Origin of the sequence: Eoetvoesiella caeni (assembly GCF_003315175.1) — a bacterium.
GTDB classification, from domain to species: Bacteria; Pseudomonadota; Gammaproteobacteria; order Burkholderiales; family Burkholderiaceae_B; genus Eoetvoesia; species Eoetvoesia caeni.
On record NZ_QNRQ01000005.1, the window covers coordinates 288,687 to 305,756 of the forward strand.

General features: G+C 58.0%; 14 protein-coding genes. 4 read left to right on the forward strand and 10 right to left on the reverse strand.

The features are described from left to right. Positions 1 to 23 precede the first annotated feature (23 nt). From DFR37_RS12010 to DFR37_RS12025, 5 genes are read right to left on the reverse strand one after another with little or no spacing between them, the layout of a single operon-like run. Positions 24 to 284, reverse strand: coding sequence for a DUF3325 domain-containing protein (locus DFR37_RS12010; RefSeq protein WP_113933457.1), 261 nt, complete (start codon positions 282 to 284; stop codon positions 24 to 26). Then, positions 281 to 1,894, reverse strand: coding sequence for a PepSY-associated TM helix domain-containing protein (locus DFR37_RS12015; RefSeq protein ID WP_211317244.1), 1,614 nt, complete (start codon positions 1,892 to 1,894; stop codon positions 281 to 283). Before DFR37_RS12015 ends, DFR37_RS12010 begins: the two co-directional genes overlap by 4 nt. Further along, the gene (locus DFR37_RS12020; RefSeq protein ID WP_113933458.1) at positions 1,888 to 2,190 is read right to left on the reverse strand and encodes a DUF3649 domain-containing protein; all 303 of its coding nucleotides are present in this window, start codon (positions 2,188 to 2,190) and stop codon (positions 1,888 to 1,890) included. Before DFR37_RS12020 ends, DFR37_RS12015 begins: the two co-directional genes overlap by 7 nt. Positions 2,191 to 2,210: 20 nt before the next feature. After that, complete coding sequence (locus tag DFR37_RS23300) at positions 2,211 to 2,738, reverse strand: TonB-dependent receptor domain-containing protein (protein ID WP_242341808.1); 528 nt, start codon at positions 2,736 to 2,738, stop codon at positions 2,211 to 2,213. A gap of 53 nt (positions 2,739 to 2,791) precedes the next feature. After that, positions 2,792 to 4,378: a TonB-dependent receptor gene (locus tag DFR37_RS12025; RefSeq protein WP_242341807.1), complete on the reverse strand. Its 1,587-nt coding sequence runs from the start codon at positions 4,376 to 4,378 to the stop codon at positions 2,792 to 2,794. A 295-nt stretch (positions 4,379 to 4,673) separates the two neighbouring features. Between DFR37_RS12025 and DFR37_RS12035 the strand changes: the two genes are divergently transcribed. The 4 genes from DFR37_RS12035 (at position 4,674) to DFR37_RS12050 (ending at position 9,365) form a co-directional block, all read left to right on the forward strand. Continuing rightward, a complete protein-coding gene (locus tag DFR37_RS12035; RefSeq protein WP_242341806.1) occupies positions 4,674 to 5,804 on the forward strand; it encodes a PepSY-associated TM helix domain-containing protein in 1,131 nt (376 codons plus the stop codon). Then, complete coding sequence (locus DFR37_RS12040; RefSeq protein ID WP_113933460.1) at positions 5,801 to 6,004, forward strand: hypothetical protein; 204 nt, start codon at positions 5,801 to 5,803, stop codon at positions 6,002 to 6,004. Before DFR37_RS12035 ends, DFR37_RS12040 begins: the two co-directional genes overlap by 4 nt. Before the next feature lie 34 nt (positions 6,005 to 6,038). Next, a complete protein-coding gene (locus tag DFR37_RS12045; protein WP_113933461.1) occupies positions 6,039 to 7,445 on the forward strand; it encodes a 3-deoxy-D-arabino-heptulosonate 7-phosphate synthase in 1,407 nt (468 codons plus the stop codon). 177 nt (positions 7,446 to 7,622) lie between these two features. Then, the gene (locus DFR37_RS12050) at positions 7,623 to 9,365 is read left to right on the forward strand and encodes an amidohydrolase (protein ID WP_113933462.1); all 1,743 of its coding nucleotides are present in this window, start codon (positions 7,623 to 7,625) and stop codon (positions 9,363 to 9,365) included. A gap of 45 nt (positions 9,366 to 9,410) precedes the next feature. Here the strand turns inward: DFR37_RS12050 and DFR37_RS12055 are convergent, their stop codons facing one another. The 5 genes from DFR37_RS12055 to DFR37_RS12075 form a co-directional block, all read right to left on the reverse strand. Then, the gene (locus DFR37_RS12055; protein WP_113933463.1) at positions 9,411 to 10,883 is read right to left on the reverse strand and encodes a TAXI family TRAP transporter solute-binding subunit; all 1,473 of its coding nucleotides are present in this window, start codon (positions 10,881 to 10,883) and stop codon (positions 9,411 to 9,413) included. Between the two features lie 2 nt (positions 10,884 to 10,885). Further along, positions 10,886 to 12,076, reverse strand: a complete 1,191-nt coding sequence (gltS, locus tag DFR37_RS12060) for a sodium/glutamate symporter (protein ID WP_113933464.1) — start codon at positions 12,074 to 12,076, stop codon at positions 10,886 to 10,888. Between the two features lie 224 nt (positions 12,077 to 12,300). Further along, positions 12,301 to 13,449, reverse strand: a complete 1,149-nt coding sequence (locus tag DFR37_RS12065) for a porin (RefSeq protein WP_113933465.1) — start codon at positions 13,447 to 13,449, stop codon at positions 12,301 to 12,303. A 287-nt stretch (positions 13,450 to 13,736) separates the two neighbouring features. Then, the gene (locus DFR37_RS12070; protein ID WP_113933466.1) at positions 13,737 to 14,975 is read right to left on the reverse strand and encodes an MFS transporter; all 1,239 of its coding nucleotides are present in this window, start codon (positions 14,973 to 14,975) and stop codon (positions 13,737 to 13,739) included. 40 nt (positions 14,976 to 15,015) lie between these two features. Continuing rightward, complete coding sequence (locus tag DFR37_RS12075; protein WP_113933467.1) at positions 15,016 to 16,503, reverse strand: carboxylesterase/lipase family protein; 1,488 nt, start codon at positions 16,501 to 16,503, stop codon at positions 15,016 to 15,018. Positions 16,504 to 17,070 lie beyond the last annotated feature (567 nt).

Sequence of the window (17,070 nt, forward strand, 5' to 3'; positions counted from 1 at the left end):
CGAGAAAAATGACCCGCTTGCGTTCAGCGCAGCAGCATGCAATATACGGCGCCGGCCGCAACGCTGGTGTGGCCGCTATACATGACGAGGCCAATTGCCCAGCCTTGCCAAGCCACGACCAGCCCCAGCGCCGCGAAAAGAGCAATAGCGCCTGTTATCCGCAGGCCTATCGTAGTTCGGCCATGCAGGGCGCCGCCAAATAACGCATCTTGCTGGCGCTCCATGGCGCAGGCCAGCGCGGCGAAACCGGCCGTGCACAGCAAGATGGACAATACATGGTTCATGCCGCCTCCTGCGTTGGCGCGGCGCGGGGCTTGCCGGCGTACCGCGGCCCGATGCTCGCCCTGCGCCTGCCCATATGCCAAGCCAGCGCACCATGCAATGCGGCCAACCCCCATGACGCCATGTCTACGCCGGCGAATACCCAATCGCCCATCACCAGGCTGTGCCACAACGGCCGGGACGTCGTGGAAGCATTCAGTACGGGCAACAGCGCCAGCAGAGCCGCGGCCATCCAGAGTTGCTCAACCCAGGCCAATCTGGCGGGGCGCAGCAGTGCATGTATCAGCGCGGCTGCCCAGACAATAAAGAACACCTGGATTTCGCTTGCCGCCCGCATGGGGAGGTCTTGCGGCAGCAGCCTATTGGCCCACAGGAAACTGGTCATGGCCACCGACAAGCCGGCAATGCTTGCAATGTTCAGCCGCTCGACCAGCCACAACCCGAAGTAAGGCCGCCTGGAACTTGGCAGCTTTTGCCGCCGCTTGACCGTCCACAGCACCAGGCCAGTGCCTACCATGGCCGTGCCCGCCAGGCTGACAAGAAAATACAGCCAGCGCGTCACAGTATCGCTGAAGCGACCGAGATGCAGCGCGTAGAGCACGCCTCGCGTCTCCGCCGCCGGGCCGACCTGATCGTGGACCTCCAGCAGCTTGCCAGTGCTGCCCTCGAACAGCAGATACTGAGGGCTCATGGAGACCCGGCCGAACTCGCCGCGCGCGATGCTGACGCGCGAGGCGGTATCGGCGGGATTAACGGCGCTTATGGTGCCAATGTTGTCGCGCCCCCAACGAGCTTGCGCCTGTCGCACCATGTCTTCCACCGAAGCCATGGCGTGCGCCTCGCCGTTCGGCTTGCCTGGCCGCAGGAAAGCGCTCAGTTCAGCGCTAAGCTGCTGCCGCTCGGCGGAAGTCTGGATAGCCGCCTGTTGGCCCCATGGCATGTACAGCGCCATCAATGTGACCAAGCCCGTATAGGTGATCATAAGATGAAAGGGCAAGCCGAATACCGACAGCGCATTGTGGGCGTCCAGCCACGAACGCTGCCCCTTGCCGCGACGAAAGGTAAAGAAATCGATGAATATTTTCTTGTGCGTAATGATGCCGCTAAGAATCGCCACCAACATGAACATCGCGGCAAGCCCAGCAATCCATCGACCCCAGACGACCGGTATGTAGTGAAACTGGAAATGAAAACGGTAGAAAAAATCGCCGCCCTTGGTGTCGCGGGCGCTGATGGCTTTTCCTGTGGCTGGATCAAAATGCCCCTCGGCGAAGCCTCGGCGGCCGCCCTCTTGTGTTCGCCAGAATGCATAGACGCTGTTGTTGCGTTCGTTAGGCAGGCGCATGCTCCATTGAGAACTATCAGGCACAGTGGCCTTGAGTTCGTCGGCAATGCGTTGAGCCATCAAGGCGGCATCCATCGGCTGGGTCTGGTGCGCCAACTCGGGCCGCATCCACTGCGAGATTTCATCCTTGAAGTAGCTTACCGTTCCCGTCAGGAACATGGCGTACAGGACCCAGCCCATCAGCAGCCCGACCCATGTATGCAGGCCCGACATGCTCTGGCGCAGACTCAGAGCGGTATTGCGGTCTGCCTGGCGCTGCTTCACCATGGACCTCCTTCAAGCCAAGCAGGCCATGCAGCCAGCACTAGCGGCAGCGCCACCACCAGCAAGCCTGCCCAGGCACGCCAGGCGTTGCGCACTGCAAACACCCAGATGACGGCACCGGCATAAACGACGAAACTTAGGAGCATGCCCGTAAGTACCGCCTGCGGCTTGCTCATGGGCAGCGCCAGCGTAGCTACGCTGGCCAGTGCCGCCAAAGCATAGCCGCCGAACAAGGCTGCCGCGATGCGCGAGACCAGCGCGGCGGCACCGGCGGTCCGCCGCAAGTTCAATGACTTCATGTGTACGGCGTCCGTTCGGATCAGAAGTCCACCGAGGCCGACAACATGATCGTGCGGCCCGCAGCGTTGGTTGCAAAGCTGCCGCTGGCCAGCCAATATTTCTTGTCGGTCAAATTATCAATATTGGCGCGCAGCACCACCGATTTCCCCGCCACCTTAGTGCGATAACGGGCGCCAACGTCAAAGGTAGTGACACCTGGCAAGCTCTGCGTGTTGGCGGCATCGATGTACGTCGACGATGTGCGCACTACACGCCCATTGAAGCTAAGGCCTTCGACCCACGGAGCGTCCCAGTCCAGGCCCAGGTTAAAGGTGCTGCTGGGAACGCCCGGCGCAGTGTTGCCCTGGTTCACACCGCCCTGGGTCTGCGTCAGCTTGCCCTGGACAAACGCCGCACCGGCTATGACGCGCAGACCAGGCTGCAATTCGCCATAGGCGGTAAGCTCCAGACCGCGGTTGCGCTGCTCGCCAAAGTAGCCATAGACGTTTGATTCATTGGCCTGAGCCGCTGGCCGCGCCAGTTGGTAGACAGCCAGCGTAGTCGTCATGCGGCCCCAGTCCACCTTTACTCCAGCTTCATACTGCTTGGATTTATAAGGATTCAGAACCTCGCCGGCGTTGTGGCGTATGTGGCGCCGACGATCGCACCGCGTGTAAGCCCCTCAGTGAAATTACCGTACACCGCCACATTGCTCAGCGGTTTGATGACTATGCCCGCAAGAGGAGAAACGGCATCGGCGTTGTAATTGCCGGTCTTGGCGCCGGTAGTCGTACTGTAGCTGTCCACGTCAACAGTCTGTTTGCGCGCCCCCAGAGTAAGCAGGACGCGATCCTGGGCGAACGATAGCGTGTCGGCAATTGCGATACTGTCAAGCGTCGTCTCGGAAGAGCGCTGCATGCTGCCGCGGACCGCTGCGTTTGGCGGCAGTGGAGATGGGCTATATATGTTTGACGGAATCGCCACCGTCCCCGGGGAATAGGCATTGCCTGCCTCTTGGCTCAAGCGCGTCAAACCAAGGCTCAGGGTGTGGCCAACATCCCAGGTATTGAATCGAGCCTGCACTCCAATATCGCCGCTAAGAGTCTTGGAGTATGAGTCGTAGTATGAGTTCATGACGCCGAAGTTTCCGTCGGCGTCCACGCCCTGCCTTGCCAATGTGACCGGGTCCACTGATACTGGAAATACCTGCTTCACCACGTTATCGCGGTAGCCCAAGCCAATATGCGCGGTCAAGTTATCGGTAAGGTCGTACTCCAGCCGCGAGGCGATTGTCTTGTCGCGTTGGGTCAGCGTGGTGTCCGGATAGAAGGCAATGCGACCGTCCGGCGCCGCCGGTATCTCGGTGATGTCGGGCCTAAAACTGATCTGCGAACGGAAGTCGTCGACCTTATCATCCTGATATAGGGCATCCAGCGACCAGCGCAGGCGTTGTCCCTGGTAATCAAGCGCCAAGGCGCCAAGGCCCAACTTCTGGCTTCCGTCATTGATGGACGCCTCGCCGCCACGCAGCACGCCATTAAAGCGTACGCCCCAGGCATTATCTTCTCCGAAGCGCTGGCCGACATCCACATGGGTGCCAAAATTTGCCTTGCTGGTATAAGTGGTGGTCAGACGGGTAAGCGGTTCATCATGGGCACGCTTGGTGACAACATTAATGCTGCCGCCAATGCCGCCATTGGGCGGTATGCCGCGCATCAGCGTACCCGGTCCTTTCAGCAGCTCGACCCGCTCAACCATTTCCATGGGTACGCGGTTGGCGGAGAGCAGGCCGTAAAGGCCATTGAGGCCCACATCGCCCGTCCCGACGCTGAAGCCGCGGATCTGAAAGTCTTCGCCGAACCCGTCGGTGGACGTCGTGGTACGCACAGACGCGTCATTGGTCACGACATCAGCCAGTGTCCGGGCCTGTGTATCTTCTATGAATTCGGCCGTGTAGTTGACGGTGCTGAAAGGGGTATCCATGACATTACTGGTACCGAGCAGACCAAGGCTGCCGCCCTTTGCAACTTGTCCGCCCGCATATGGCTTCTGCAATCCGTCAGCACCCTGACTGCCCTGGACGGTCACCGCCGGCAATATAGTGGTGGGCGCTGCGGTCTGGGCCGCCGCGCCGCCTGAGGCGATTAAAAGGCTCGCAGCCGTCAAGTGCAGCAGCGATGGAGGGCGGGACAAAGGGCGGTAGGACATGCATTCACTCTTATAAAGGTAGAAATCGGGGAATGAAAGGCGCAATCCGGAACTACCGCAACGCCTCTGCTTCAAACTGGCGTCTGCCCCGATTGCTCCATCTGTGTATAATTTCGCAACTGGAGATAGTAATCGTTCTCACTATCATTATCAATAGTCTTGAGCCGAGGCATGTCGCCTGGCTGCAGAAGCAGGAAATTTTTATGGTCCGCCGCACTCCGTTCCGCTTTACCGTCACATACCGTCCTACTAGGCCGTATAAATTCGCGCCATGCGATGCATTCTGGTTTTGACGATGATGACTTCCGGAACCTTGCGCAAATGGTCCTTCGTGCACAAATGGACTAGCCTGATCTGTACGATCTTCATTCTGATGCTGTGCCTCACCGGCCTGCCGCTTATTTTTGAGCATGAGATCGAAGAGTTGCTGACCGATGGCATTCCGCACACTACCGCTGCCAGCGGCCTGCCCATGGCCAATATGGATGATGTCGTCGCGGCGGCAAAGGCGCAGGCGCCAGGCAAAGCCATCATGTTCATCGGCGACATCACCGACGATGGATTCTGGTACGTAAACATGGCCGACACCGTCGCCGGCGCGGGTACGTCTGTTACTCCCACCGTCGACTACTACACAGCCAAAGTCCTGGACCCTGCCGCTCAGCGCAGCGGCTTCATGGCATTCATGCTGCAGCTACACACCGATATGTACGCCGGCCTGCCTGGCAAGCTGTTCCTGGGCCTGATGGCTCTGCTGTTGCTGGTGGCAATCGTATCGGGCGTGGTGCTATATGCTCCATTCATGCGGCGGCTGCGTTTCGGAGACATCCGCCGCAACCGCGCAACACGCCTGAAATGGCTGGATCTGCACAATCTATTGGGCATCGTGACCATCGTTTGGGTCGTTACGGTCGGGGCGACCGGCATGATCAATACCTGGGCGGAGCTGATCGTTAGCGCATGGCGAACCGATCAAATGGCCGAAATGGTCGCTCCGTATGCCGGCCAACCGCCTGTAACGCAGCCCGGCTCACTTGAACAAGCCGTGCGTGCGGCGCAGACGCTCGAGCCAAACATGCAACTGGGCTTTGTGGCATTTCCCGGATCGGTAATGTCCAGCCCGCATCACTATGCCGTATTCATGCGCGGCACCGAGCCGCTGACATCACGCACGCTTAAACCTGTGCTGGTGGATGCACAGACCCTGCAAGTCACGGATAACCGCCCCCTGCCCTGGTACATGACCGCATTGCTTCTTTCGCAGCCGCTACACTTTGGCGACTATGGCGGCATGCCGATGAAAATACTTTGGGCGGCGCTGGACATCATCACTATTATCCTGTTGGGCAGCGGCCTATACCTTTGGCTTGCCCGTCGCCGCAATCCCGCGGCCCCGGAAGACCAACCCACAGAGAGCAATCCATGAGCAGCCTGCCCATAGACAACAACCGCACACGCAGCAACAGCAAGATACGGCAGATGTGGCAAGCACCCATCATCGTGGCCCTGATTACTCTGGTCGGCTTGATTGCCGCACTGGTGGGCGACGGCTGGCACGACGCGCTGTCATGGGCAGCGCTTACCGTACCTGTAGCGTTGATAGCGTGGAAATGGGCATGCCGCTGATCGAAGGTAGAATTTCCAATAAGGAAATTCAACAATGGCCCGACAACCCACTCCTGCTTTGCTCGACGAGACCTTGCGCCTTATCGCGCGCCGGTATCGGCTGCCTGCCATCGCCTGCACATCGAGCCGCGAAGCAAAGGATAATCCGGCAACTGCCCTTGCCATCGCAATCGAACAGGCCCGTGTGGCGGTGGCTCGCGGCAAAGTGCCCGACGAAGCGGTAAAGCATCTTTTCATTGAGGCGCTTGCACACATGATTCAGCAAGCGCTTCGCGCGAAGTCTGGAGACGCTGCCTTTAAAGCCATGGTGCTCCGTCATCGGGAGGCACCAGTGCGCGAGTATGCGTCCCTGTCGGCACACGCCAATAAGGATCGCCGTTCGGTCCACGCGACCGTCAATGCCATCGCCCACCCGGCCAAATTACAGCGCAGCCCGCCGGGCCGGCAACGCGACGCGCTGGCTCAATTGTATGCATCCGCCTCCTCCGGATCCTGGTCGGAATTACGCGATAACGCGCACCGTCTCCTCCTTATGCCGCGAGCCCTCGATGAGTCACGTCTTGAGTGCGACCTGACGCGCCTGCTGGACAGTCCGGCGCTGGGACGTTTGCAGCGTCTGGACGCCTTGGCGTCGAATGACCTTGTGCGCCGGTATCAGTCCCTGTGGGACCGACACGGCCCCCGCCCGGGGAGCTTGACCGCCCTGGCGCAAGGCTCCGCCTCGCGGCATCGTGGCGCCGCCGTCGAAGCACTGGCTACACACGCGCTTGAAGCGCTGGCTCGGCGGCTCAACGAGGCAGAAGGGAATCCAGCCACATTTCGAGTCGTAACATCAATGCGCGTACCGGCTTCCATACCTGCCAGTCACGAGCGCGCCAAGAGCGAATGGGACGCGGTCTTGCTGCGACAAGCGCAGACTGCAGATATAACGCCGGCCTGGGATGTGTGCCTGCTGATGGAAGCCAAGGCCTCCACCGACGCCGCAACGACCGATCTCCCAACACTATTACGCGGATTACGTCTGCTTGCCGCTGCCGACAAAGGCGTCATCTATCCATTCAAGACCCGGCAAGGCCTTGTGCACCTGCGCGGCGCCTCGCTAAACGCACTGACGACCGACGACCCGAATTTGGCCCGAACGGTGCTTTATTGCTGCGATGCGCCGGCGGAAGCAAATCCGCGCCTGCTCAGTGCCGCCAGCCGGATGCAACTACTGTCCGCGCAGGCCAGCCTGGAATTCGCCAGCACCGCGACACAGATTCAACATGCGGATTCCAGAGGCCTTGAGCCGGTCTGGAATCAATTGCTGGAATGTCCCCGCTGGCGTGCCGTACTTCATCAATATCCGATGCTGCGCCAAGTACGTGAGCTGATGGTTCATGCCGATGACCTGCTGGCGGCGGCCGATGGAATGGCCAACAGTGGCCATTCGCCCGGATGATGAGCTCCAAAAATGACAATAGCGTCCACCAATTTTGCCCAACGATAACATTAGGTTCGAGCGGAATAAGAGCCTGGAGCGGGATATATACGATACGATACGGCTGGAACGGGCATGTGAAGGACCGACTATTCAAATCAAACAACTGGTCCTCATAAATAAAGTAAGGAATCACGAATGCTAAAAGATAAGCCGTGTGCGACAGTTTTTAAAAGCAGTTTGGCCGTGCTGTTAACTGTATTTTCGACAATGACGTTATCCCAGAGTGTTGACGCTACTCAGGGAGATGCCATTTATTTTGGCGGAAGCATTCTGACGATGGCTGGCGATACGCCCCGCTATGTCGAAGCAATTGCTACTAAAAATGGAAAAATCATAAACGTGGGCTCCAAGGCCGACGTTCTTCAGTTGCGCGGCGACCATACTCGCATGGTGGACCTTGCAGGTAAAACCTTGCTGCCGGGGTTCATTGATGCGCACGGACATACATGGATGACCGGATTCCAGAAGCTATCCGCAAATCTTCTTCCCCCTCCGGACGGAACCGGAAGCGACATCCCCGCGTTAGTATCCCTACTCAAGGAATGGCAAAGCAAGAACCCTGTTGCGATAGGCAAGACGGGTTGGATTATTGGATTTGGCTACGATGATTCTCAGCTTGCTGAGAAAAGGCACCCTACAGCCATGGACCTTGACCAGGTATCGACGGAAACCCCTGTCGTCGTCATTCATCAATCCAGCCATTTAGCCTCCATGAATCACAAAGCGCTGGAACTGGCCGGAATTACGTCGACATCACTGAATCCAGCCGGCGGTGTCATTCGGCGCCTGCCCGACGGGCGCACTCCAGATGGCGTGCTGGAGGAAATGGCGTTTTTCGCTCCGATGTTCAAAGTGCTAGCCTCCTTCGATCAAGATGCCAGCGAAAAAATTGCTCTTGCAGGGGCCGATTATTACGCGCAATTCGGTTTCACTACCGCCCAGGAAGGACGCGCAAGCAAGCAAATCACACAAACCTGGCAGAAGCTGGCCGACGAAGGCAAGTTGAAGATAGATATCGCTGTGTATCCCGACCTTCAGGCCGAACGGTCTTTCATGAGCGAAATCGGAGTGAAAGAAAACTACAGCAATCACTTTCGAGTTGCCGGTGTCAAATTAAGTCTGGATGGTTCGCCGCAAGGCAAGACGGCATGGCTCAGCGAGCCGTATGTCCACGCCCCAGCGGGGCAGCCTGCCGACTACCGGGGTTATCCCGCCATTCCAAAAAATGACGATTTGCAGTCATTGGTGAATCAGGCTTTCCAGCACAATTGGCAGGTGTTGGCTCATACCAACGGCGATGCGGCGTCGGATGCCTTGATCAATGCCGTTGCACAGGCCGAGACGCAATACGGCAAAGCTGACCGTCGCACAGTCATGATCCACGCGCAGACCGTAAGAGAAGATCAGCTTGATCGCATGAAGCAGCTCGGCATAGTCCCTTCGTTCTTTTCCATGCACACCTTTTATTGGGGCGACTGGCACCGAGATGAAACGCTAGGCAAGGATAGAGCCTTCCGTATCTCTCCAACGCAATCCGCGCTCACGCGCGGCATGTGGTTCACCGAGCACCACGATGCGCCTGTAGCTTTGCCCAGCAGCATAATGATTCTTCATACCACTGTTAACAGAACAACCCGCAGCGGCGCCGTTCTTGGCGAAGATCAACGAGTCAGCCCGTACATTGCACTGAAAAGCATTACCGATTGGGCATCACGACAATATTTTGAGGAAAACAGCAAAGGTACGATTAGTGTTGGCAAGTTGGCGGACCTGGTTATTTTGGATAAGGACCCGCTTAAAGTCGATCCTACAAAAATCCATGAAATAAGAGTGCTTGAAACGATCAAGGAAGGCCAAACCGTCTTCTCTCAGGACTGAATACCAAGCCATTCTTCACCAGACCTTCCAGCGTCCCCCTTGGGACTATGGCATCGACGCAGCCAGGCTATCGAGCTTGCGGGCCGCGGCTGCATGCATGGGCACCAAAACGCCAATGCGGCTGGTCGCCACTGAAATCTGCGCCCCTTGTGCGCTGCCCCGTGCCGAATAATCGCTTCCTTGCTGAAAGACCCTGCCGGTTATGGATTCGACCTCAGCATCCGAAAGTGTCTCGTTGGTCAGCAAAAGAGCGGCGGTAGCAAGAGTCTGCACGTCTTCGTTCTGATTGAAATAGGTTCCCTTGGAAATCGTATGAGGAAAGTAGCCCGTCTTGCCATGAGTCAGTTTCGTTATCGCGTCTCCCGACAAAGGCAATAGCCGCAAGGACATGTCCCGGAGTGAGTCGCGTATGCTGTCGGCCGGTGTCCCGATCACCTGAAACACCGCATCGGTTTTTCCTTGCTGCAGCCAAAGCAATGCGGCGCCGATGCTAAGTTCCTGGGCATTGATGTCGTCAAGCCCAAGACCGTGTGCGCCGAGCACGCGCAGCGCAGTGGTCCGCGATGCCGAGCCGACTTCACCAATGGCGACGCGCTTGCCGCGTAAACCCCTGATCGATGTTAGCGAGCCGTCGGCTCGAACCAGCACATGCATGGGCTCGGGATACAGGCTGGCAATGGCCCGCAGGTCGCCATACGGCCCCCGGCCGCTGAATGTGCCGGCTCCCTCATAGGCATCGAGCGCGGCATCGCCCTGAGCCAGCGCGAGCGAGACTTTGCCGGCACGCAGCAGTTGCAGGTTTTCCTCGCCGCCACGCGTAATTAGCGGTACGGCGCGAGAGTTGCGTTCGTTGAATACGGCACGTGCCAAGCGTAAATACTGACCGTGCTCGGCGCCGGCGGCAATAGCATAGCCATTCGAAACTCGGGCTAGCCGCGCGCGGATGCTGGCTTGGGCAACGGCAAGCTCTTCTTCAATGGCGGCCTGCTGCACCGGCGATATGTCTCGAGGGATGGCTTCCACGACTTTGCGCAGGCCGGCTAGCATGGCTCCGGCGCCTGTTGGGGCGCGGACGTACTCCGGCGCAACTGGCGGCTGGTAGCCCGCAGGCATGACGGCAACCCATGCCTGGCCATCATGGCGATACAGGGCGGTACCGTGCGCGCGAATGATGTCGCCCGCCTTATTGCCTCCCGACGTAATGCCATCTATCCCCTTGGGCGCCGCGCCCAGGGCAGAGATAAGCCCCGCGATACCGGGCGCATTCCAGGCGCCGAAGTTCAGATCCTGGGTAAGCTTGAGCTCCGCATCAAAGTAGATGATGCGCCGCTGTTCCCCCGCAGGGGCCTTGGTGTCGGACTGGGATCCGCGTCGGGTCAGACTTGCAAGCTCGACAACACGGCTGTGCAAAGCCTGCTCCAGACGCTCATTGACGTCGGTGCGTAGCGTATCGGCATCGGGCCCGACACTGCAGGCGCTAAGCAGTACAAGAAATAAACAAGCAAAAACAGCCCGCATGATCAGCCTCCGAAAAAAGGCAGGGCCAGCATGCCAGTCAAAACAAATGCATTCATGATGTCAATAAAGAAGGCGCCCGCCAAAGGGGCGATCAGGTAGCTGGTAGGCGCCGGTCCGTGCCTAGATGTAACGGCCTGCATATTGGCCATGGCCGTCGCTGTAGAACCCATGTTGAAGCCGATGAATGCGGCTGATGTAACGGCGGCTTCGTAGTCTCGGCCCATGAAACGGAAGCACACGAATACGACGTACAGAAAAGCCAGGACGACCTGGCCAAGTATGATCACCAAGAATGGGCCGGCAGAAAGCGCGACCTCGACGAGGTTCAGGGTCATCATGGTCATGACCAGGAATAGCGACAAGCTGACATTGGCGATCAGCTCGGCCGCGCGGTCATCAAACCGTACTCCCACCAGAGGTAGCAGGTTGCGAATGGCGATCCCGATGAGCATGCACCACAGGAATGCAGGGATGGTGATGGCGCCGCCGGAAAACTTGTTGGCCAGCCACTGGCCCGCGATCAGGGCACTGAAAATGCCTGCCAGGGCTCCCACCGCTGCGACAGTGCTGATCGGCGGGGCGGGCTTCTCAAACTCGTGCGATTCCGTTGCCGCTTCGGAGGACGAAAGCAGCTTGTAGCGGTTAATGAGGAATTGGGCAATAGGCCCTCCAATCAGGCCGCCCACGATCAACCCGACAGTGGCGACCATCATGCTCAACTCCATGACCATTTGCAAATTGTTCACTTCAGTGAAGCGGTCCGCATAGGCAGCGCCTGTGCCGTGCCCTCCGACCAGTGTTATCGAACCGGCGACCAGGCCAAAAATCGGATGCAGGTCAAGCAGCTTGGCCAGCGACACACCAACAATATTCTGCAGCACAATAAACGGCAACAAAACCAAAAGGAATATGAGCAGTGCCTTGCCGCCGCGCTTGAGCAACCGTAAATCAGAGCACAGGCCGATGCCGCTGAAGAACATAAGCAAAAACACGGGCTTGCTGGGCTGCTCGAACTTCAAGCTGAAATCGACGCTTACAAACAGCAAGGAGGCCAGGATGGCAAAAAGCAGCCCCCCTGTTATAGGGTCCGGTATGTTGTAGCGTGACAGGAACGGAACCTTGCGATTGACCAGCGTACCGATAAGCAGCATGCCAATGGCAGCCAATAGGGATTGAAGTGGGTCAAAGCTCATGGTGGTGTGTTCAGTCTTCTCGTCGATCGCAGGTGGCGGCGGGTATTGTCCGGCTGGTGTTTCTACTGTCAGGAAGAATCATAGCCGACTGAGCTTTGCTTGTGGTCGTTGCCGCTAAAAAGCGAAAGCCCCAAAAAATGGGGCTTCGCAGTCTGCAATCCGTTATCTCCGGGTCCGGGCGGAACCGCTTTCATAGCGGCCTAACACTTTTGCCCACGCAAGGCTTAGAAGTCGTGCCGCAACCCGACCATAAACGAGCTTTGGTTCTGCCCTGGCAACGGGTCCGCGCCAATGCTGCCGCCAGCCGCGGACAAGTAGGCCCGCCCTTTGTTCTGCATATAGCCTGCCGACACATAGGCAGAAGTCCGTTTTGAAAATGCGTACTTCGCGCGAGCCACGTAGAACACCGAATTGGAGCTTTCTACTGCTTTGCCGTATCGCATATAGCTCACGCTGCCATCAAGCGTAATGGCAGGCGCAAGACGCCAGGAAGCACCCAAGCTCCAAAGATCGCTACGTTCGCCCAGGCCTGGCCCAACCCCGACGGCGCCGTCGCTTTTGCGGTTCATATAAGTCAAGCCTACCGTGACGGCATCGAACCTGGTGTAGGCAGTGGCCACGATGCGGCGATCCTTCTCGCCCGAGCCCAGTCGATAAAAATTGGGGGTGAACCTGGGATCGTCAGATCCTGTGATCACGTCATATGCGGCAGAAAATCCCCAGTTCGCTGAATCGTAAGCAAGCAGAACCGAATAAGCCCCGCAATCAGTGCTGGAGCTGTAATTGACGCCGCAGTTGCTCGCGCCCGGACTGCCGCCAAGAACCGGGGGCCCGGCTTTAACCGCATCACGGCCTCGGGCATAAGCCAGGCCAAAGTCGAATCCACTCCACTGCCCACGGTAGGTCACAGAATTATTCATGCGCGCGTTCGGAGTATAGGAATCCATAGTACCGAACCCGTGTGCGTTTGGCCCCATTATGTTGGCAGGCTTGGCCAGCGCCCAGAACAGCATGTTGTACTGATCGCCGAATGCAAGCTGCCCCCAATCGCCCTTCAAGCCAACCCAAGCGGAGCGGCCGAACAAGCGTCCTTGCTGGCTTTCACCGGTACCAGGAGCAAACCCAGCTTCCAGGTTAAAGACCGCACTGAGATTGCTCGTCAGTTTTTCGGAACCCCGCAAGCCCCAATAAGAAGGCCATGAGGACGTCAGCGAAGGGAAGTGGATAGAACTGGACTTGTTCGGGCCGATGTTGTTTGCGTACTGAATCGATGTGTCAATTACGCCGTAAAGCGTTACCCCGTCGCGTTCTTGAGCCTGCGCACTGGCCGACAATGCCAATACCAATCCTGCCACTGCTAGTTTATGTCTCATCACTATTCTCCTCGGATAATAAAATGATCGCTTTTGCTTTATGTGTCCTTAAGCGAGAACCTTGGCTTGGGGACTGCTTTCTCTAAATAAAAAGACAAAGCAATCCCCAACCGTCGTCTCAGGACGATTTCTCAACGATCTTCAAAGTAAATATTCCTCGCGGCAGGGCCATGAGCTTTTTTCTAATGAGGCTGCTCATAACCTGGAACGCGTTTGGGCGGCTAAGGCCTACACTTCACTACGGCTCTGCATTTGGACTGGCCCACAAGGTGTGTTTTTCCAGCGGCTCATCCCAAGTTCGACTGGCGCCGGTGCCTGTAATAGATAAGCACCGCTGTAATAGCCGCGACAAGAATGGGAATGCAGGCGGCCAGCATTGCACCCTGCGAAGAAACATTCAGCGCCAGCAACCCGCCCCCTACGGCCGGACCCACAATCGAACCGATGCGGCCGGCGGCAGCAGCACAACCCACGCCGGTAGCTCTGCTCGCGCCAGGGTAAAGGCTGACGGCAAGCGCACTTTGGCCAAGAGTTCCAGCCTGCAAGCCCATCCCGATTACCGCGATCAACAGCAGCAGCGCGATCCGATCCGGTTCGCTATAACTAATCGCCAGGATAGCCGCCACGCTAAGTAGCGCGGCAAGGACAAGCACGCGGGCTGTACCCAGTTTGGAAAAAAGAGGGATCAGGAACATAACTCCCAGCAATCCTCCTGCGCCCATGCTGACTGTGCCTATCGCGGTTTCGCGCGGCGCAAATCCAAAGCCCAGCAACAGTGTCGGTATCCAAAGTATCAATGCGTACATGGCCGTGAAGATACAAAAAGAGAATAGCCACAAAAGCGTCGTGCCGCCGGCTAATTGCCCAGCGAACAAGCTTCGCACTGTTCCTTTTTCCGCGTTGCTTTGATTTGCGTCACCGCCCATGCGGCCACGGGGCAGACCCAAAGCGAGGAACGGAAGCAACAGCAAAGGTATGATTCCGCCCGCCCAGAAAACGGACTCCCAACCATAGGCCGTGATAAGGCGGCCGCCGATGACACCGCCCAGGATACTGCCAAAGCCTATCCCCGCCGCGACAATAATCGTGATCAGCTCGCGGCGTTTGGCCGGGAAACTGTCGGTCGCCACAGCTATGGTAGGTGCAAGAACCATCCCCAGGCCCACGCCTGTAATCAGACGCAAAGTCGCCAATACCGTTATTGATCCAGCCAAGGCCGTGACAAAAGACCCTAACGCAAAAATACCGACACTGCTCAAAATAACCGCCCGCGGCCCCAACCGGTTGGTCAAAGGACCGCTGACGACATAGCCTATTACTGCGCCAACGCTGGTTGTGACAAACGCGGGCGTGAATGCCGCTGGCGGCATCCCCCACTGGGCGGCAAGCGCCGGCACTACAAAACTGATGGATGTAGTGTCGAAGCCGTCCAGCACAATTGTGATGAAGGCAAGAAGAACAAGACGCCACCGCGCTGCAGTGGACACGGCGGCTTTGGGCAAGCCCAATGTGAAATCGTTATTCATGAATGCACCTTATATGGATCGACTCGGGTCGGATACCCGCTTAGGCGTTGGCGACGGGCGCATCCGGATCAGTCAGAACAGCGACTGCGCCGCAAACCTCCCCGAATCGCATCGTCGCACGGCAGTCAGGGCGGAATGAGGGCCAGGACAAAACAGGCGTTTGCGGGTCTCCACTTCGGATGTAAGAAATCCAGGACGATCGCATCAGGGCAGATAGCGCCTCCACCTGCACCAGGTCGGCTCCCGCCAGCATGGCAGCATCGGCAAACGCATCGGCTGTCCCGAATACAAAGGGCAGTTCCAGGCAATGAGTCGACTTCAGCCCATGGTCCGGAGACGGCCAGGTGAACAGATACGCATGGGTATGCCGCCCTCTGCGGCTTGCCTCCGTCGCCCAATCCAATGACGGCCTCTGGAACATCTCCTCGGTGGAGTAATCCATCAGCAGCTGTATGTTGCTGGCGCCTGGCCGTTGCGCGGCAAGCCGCTTCAGCTCATGCGCCGGCACAGGCACTTGCTGCATATCCGCCAGCTTTGGATGCTTATGGTAGAAAATATTGGACTCTTCCTGGGTCGTTCCGATCAGGACATCCATTTCGCCTGCGGCTCTGCGCAAAGCAGCTTCCATTTCGCGTGGCCCCGGCAAAAAGTCTGCATCGGCCATTGGAATGAATGGCAATGAGGAAGGGTCGCCAACCTCGGCCCGCTGGACCACATATTTGAACGCGGCAGTTTGCGCCTCCAGAATATCCGCGACCGAGGCCTCGCAAGCTTGTTCCCGAGCGCTCGGGCTATCCGCGTTTATTCCAAGAGCTTCAAGAAACTCCCGGCCAATAGCGGCCGACTTATTGTTGTCGTACAGTTCCAGGCCCAGGGGAGCACTTTGCAGGATTGCGCGTCGAGCCAGCGGCATATCGGGCTGCTGCCGTGCCTGCAACAAGGCGATGGAAATTGCGCCGGCCGACTGGCCCATCAGCGTAATGTTCTGCGGGTCGCCGCCAAAATAGCTGATGTACTTTCGGACCCATTCCAGTGCGGCAAGCTGGTCGCGCAAACCCAGGTTACCGGGGGACACGCCAGGCGAGTAAAGAAACCCCAGCGCACCCAAACGATAAGTAACATTCACGACAACGATATCGCCTTCCTGGGACAGGCGGCTGCCGTCATACCACGGCGAAGAGCCCCCTCCCGTGGTGAACCCGCCGCCGTGCAGCCACACGGCCACCGGCCTGCGCACGCCTTCTGCCGCCGGAGTCCAGATCGACAGCTTCAGGCAATCCTCGCTCTGCGGCAAATCGGGATTGCCCGTGCTCAATTCCAGCCGGGACGGACGCTGGGGCGGGACAGGCCCGGGCTGTTGTGCATTGCATTCGCCATCCCATGGGGCAATAGGAACAGGCGGGCAAAAGCGCAGTTGTCCCACCGGCGGCGCCGCGTATGGCACGGCATGAAAAGACAACAGCCCCCCGTGGTCGTTGCCGCGCAATTTACCCAAGGGGGTATCCAGCACAATATCTTGGTTTGTCATGTCTCGTCGTATCCTCTGATGCTGAGCGGACGGCTCGGCGCGGGCGCGCGGCTTGGCGGCAGCTTGCCCTCTTCTTGCCTACACCGCGTGTTCTTTTCGCTAGTAAAGCTGTTTGACGTTGCAGAGTGACAATGTAATAGCCGCAAAAGGCCTGGGCAATACGAAACCATGGGACGTACGATCCCATTTTTGCAACGATGGAACGCGCGCCCCCCGCGCTGTCATGCTGCGCAAGATGGTTGCGTGGAAGATTGATACGAAACGGAAGGTCCGGCCTAAGGCTGTGAAAGCAGCACCTGGGCTATTTTCAGTCCTTCGCGTTCGGCGGCCCAATGCGCTTGCTCAAGGCGCATCAACACGTATCAGGCCGATAAAGCTAAAAACTGCTTCGTCAGTTCGGCCAGGAAAAGCCTTCCTGCAATACTGATGTGGCGACGTGATGGGTACAGGGCGTAAATTGGAATGGAAGGAGGAGCCTATCCGGAATTTTGTGGGTGAGGCATATTATGCGAGGTAAACAGCATGGATGTGCCAATGAAGAAGAAACGTACGATTGCGGCCCAAGCC

What these genes read in the sequence shown, in the direction of transcription:
- DFR37_RS12010 (WP_113933457.1), bottom strand. Translation starts at nt 284, where the DNA reads ATGAACCATGTATTGTCCATCTTGCTGTGCACGGCCGGTTTCGCCGCG.
- DFR37_RS12015 (WP_211317244.1), bottom strand. Translation starts at nt 1,894, where the DNA reads ATGGTGAAGCAGCGCCAGGCAGACCGCAATACCGCTCTGAGTCTGCGC.
- DFR37_RS12020 (WP_113933458.1), bottom strand. Translation starts at nt 2,190, where the DNA reads ATGAAGTCATTGAACTTGCGGCGGACCGCCGGTGCCGCCGCGCTGGTC.
- DFR37_RS23300 (WP_242341808.1), bottom strand. Translation starts at nt 2,738, where the DNA reads ATGACGACTACGCTGGCTGTCTACCAACTGGCGCGGCCAGCGGCTCAG.
- DFR37_RS12025 (WP_242341807.1), bottom strand. Translation starts at nt 4,378, where the DNA reads ATGTCCTACCGCCCTTTGTCCCGCCCTCCATCGCTGCTGCACTTGACG.
- DFR37_RS12035 (WP_242341806.1), top strand. Translation starts at nt 4,674, where the DNA reads ATGATGACTTCCGGAACCTTGCGCAAATGGTCCTTCGTGCACAAATGG.
- DFR37_RS12040 (WP_113933460.1), top strand. Translation starts at nt 5,801, where the DNA reads ATGAGCAGCCTGCCCATAGACAACAACCGCACACGCAGCAACAGCAAG.
- DFR37_RS12045 (WP_113933461.1), top strand. Translation starts at nt 6,039, where the DNA reads ATGGCCCGACAACCCACTCCTGCTTTGCTCGACGAGACCTTGCGCCTT.
- DFR37_RS12050 (WP_113933462.1), top strand. Translation starts at nt 7,623, where the DNA reads ATGCTAAAAGATAAGCCGTGTGCGACAGTTTTTAAAAGCAGTTTGGCC.
- DFR37_RS12055 (WP_113933463.1), bottom strand. Translation starts at nt 10,883, where the DNA reads ATGCGGGCTGTTTTTGCTTGTTTATTTCTTGTACTGCTTAGCGCCTGC.
- gltS (WP_113933464.1), bottom strand. Translation starts at nt 12,076, where the DNA reads ATGAGCTTTGACCCACTTCAATCCCTATTGGCTGCCATTGGCATGCTG.
- DFR37_RS12065 (WP_113933465.1), bottom strand. Translation starts at nt 13,449, where the DNA reads ATGAGACATAAACTAGCAGTGGCAGGATTGGTATTGGCATTGTCGGCC.
- DFR37_RS12070 (WP_113933466.1), bottom strand. Translation starts at nt 14,975, where the DNA reads ATGAATAACGATTTCACATTGGGCTTGCCCAAAGCCGCCGTGTCCACT.
- DFR37_RS12075 (WP_113933467.1), bottom strand. Translation starts at nt 16,503, where the DNA reads ATGACAAACCAAGATATTGTGCTGGATACCCCCTTGGGTAAATTGCGC.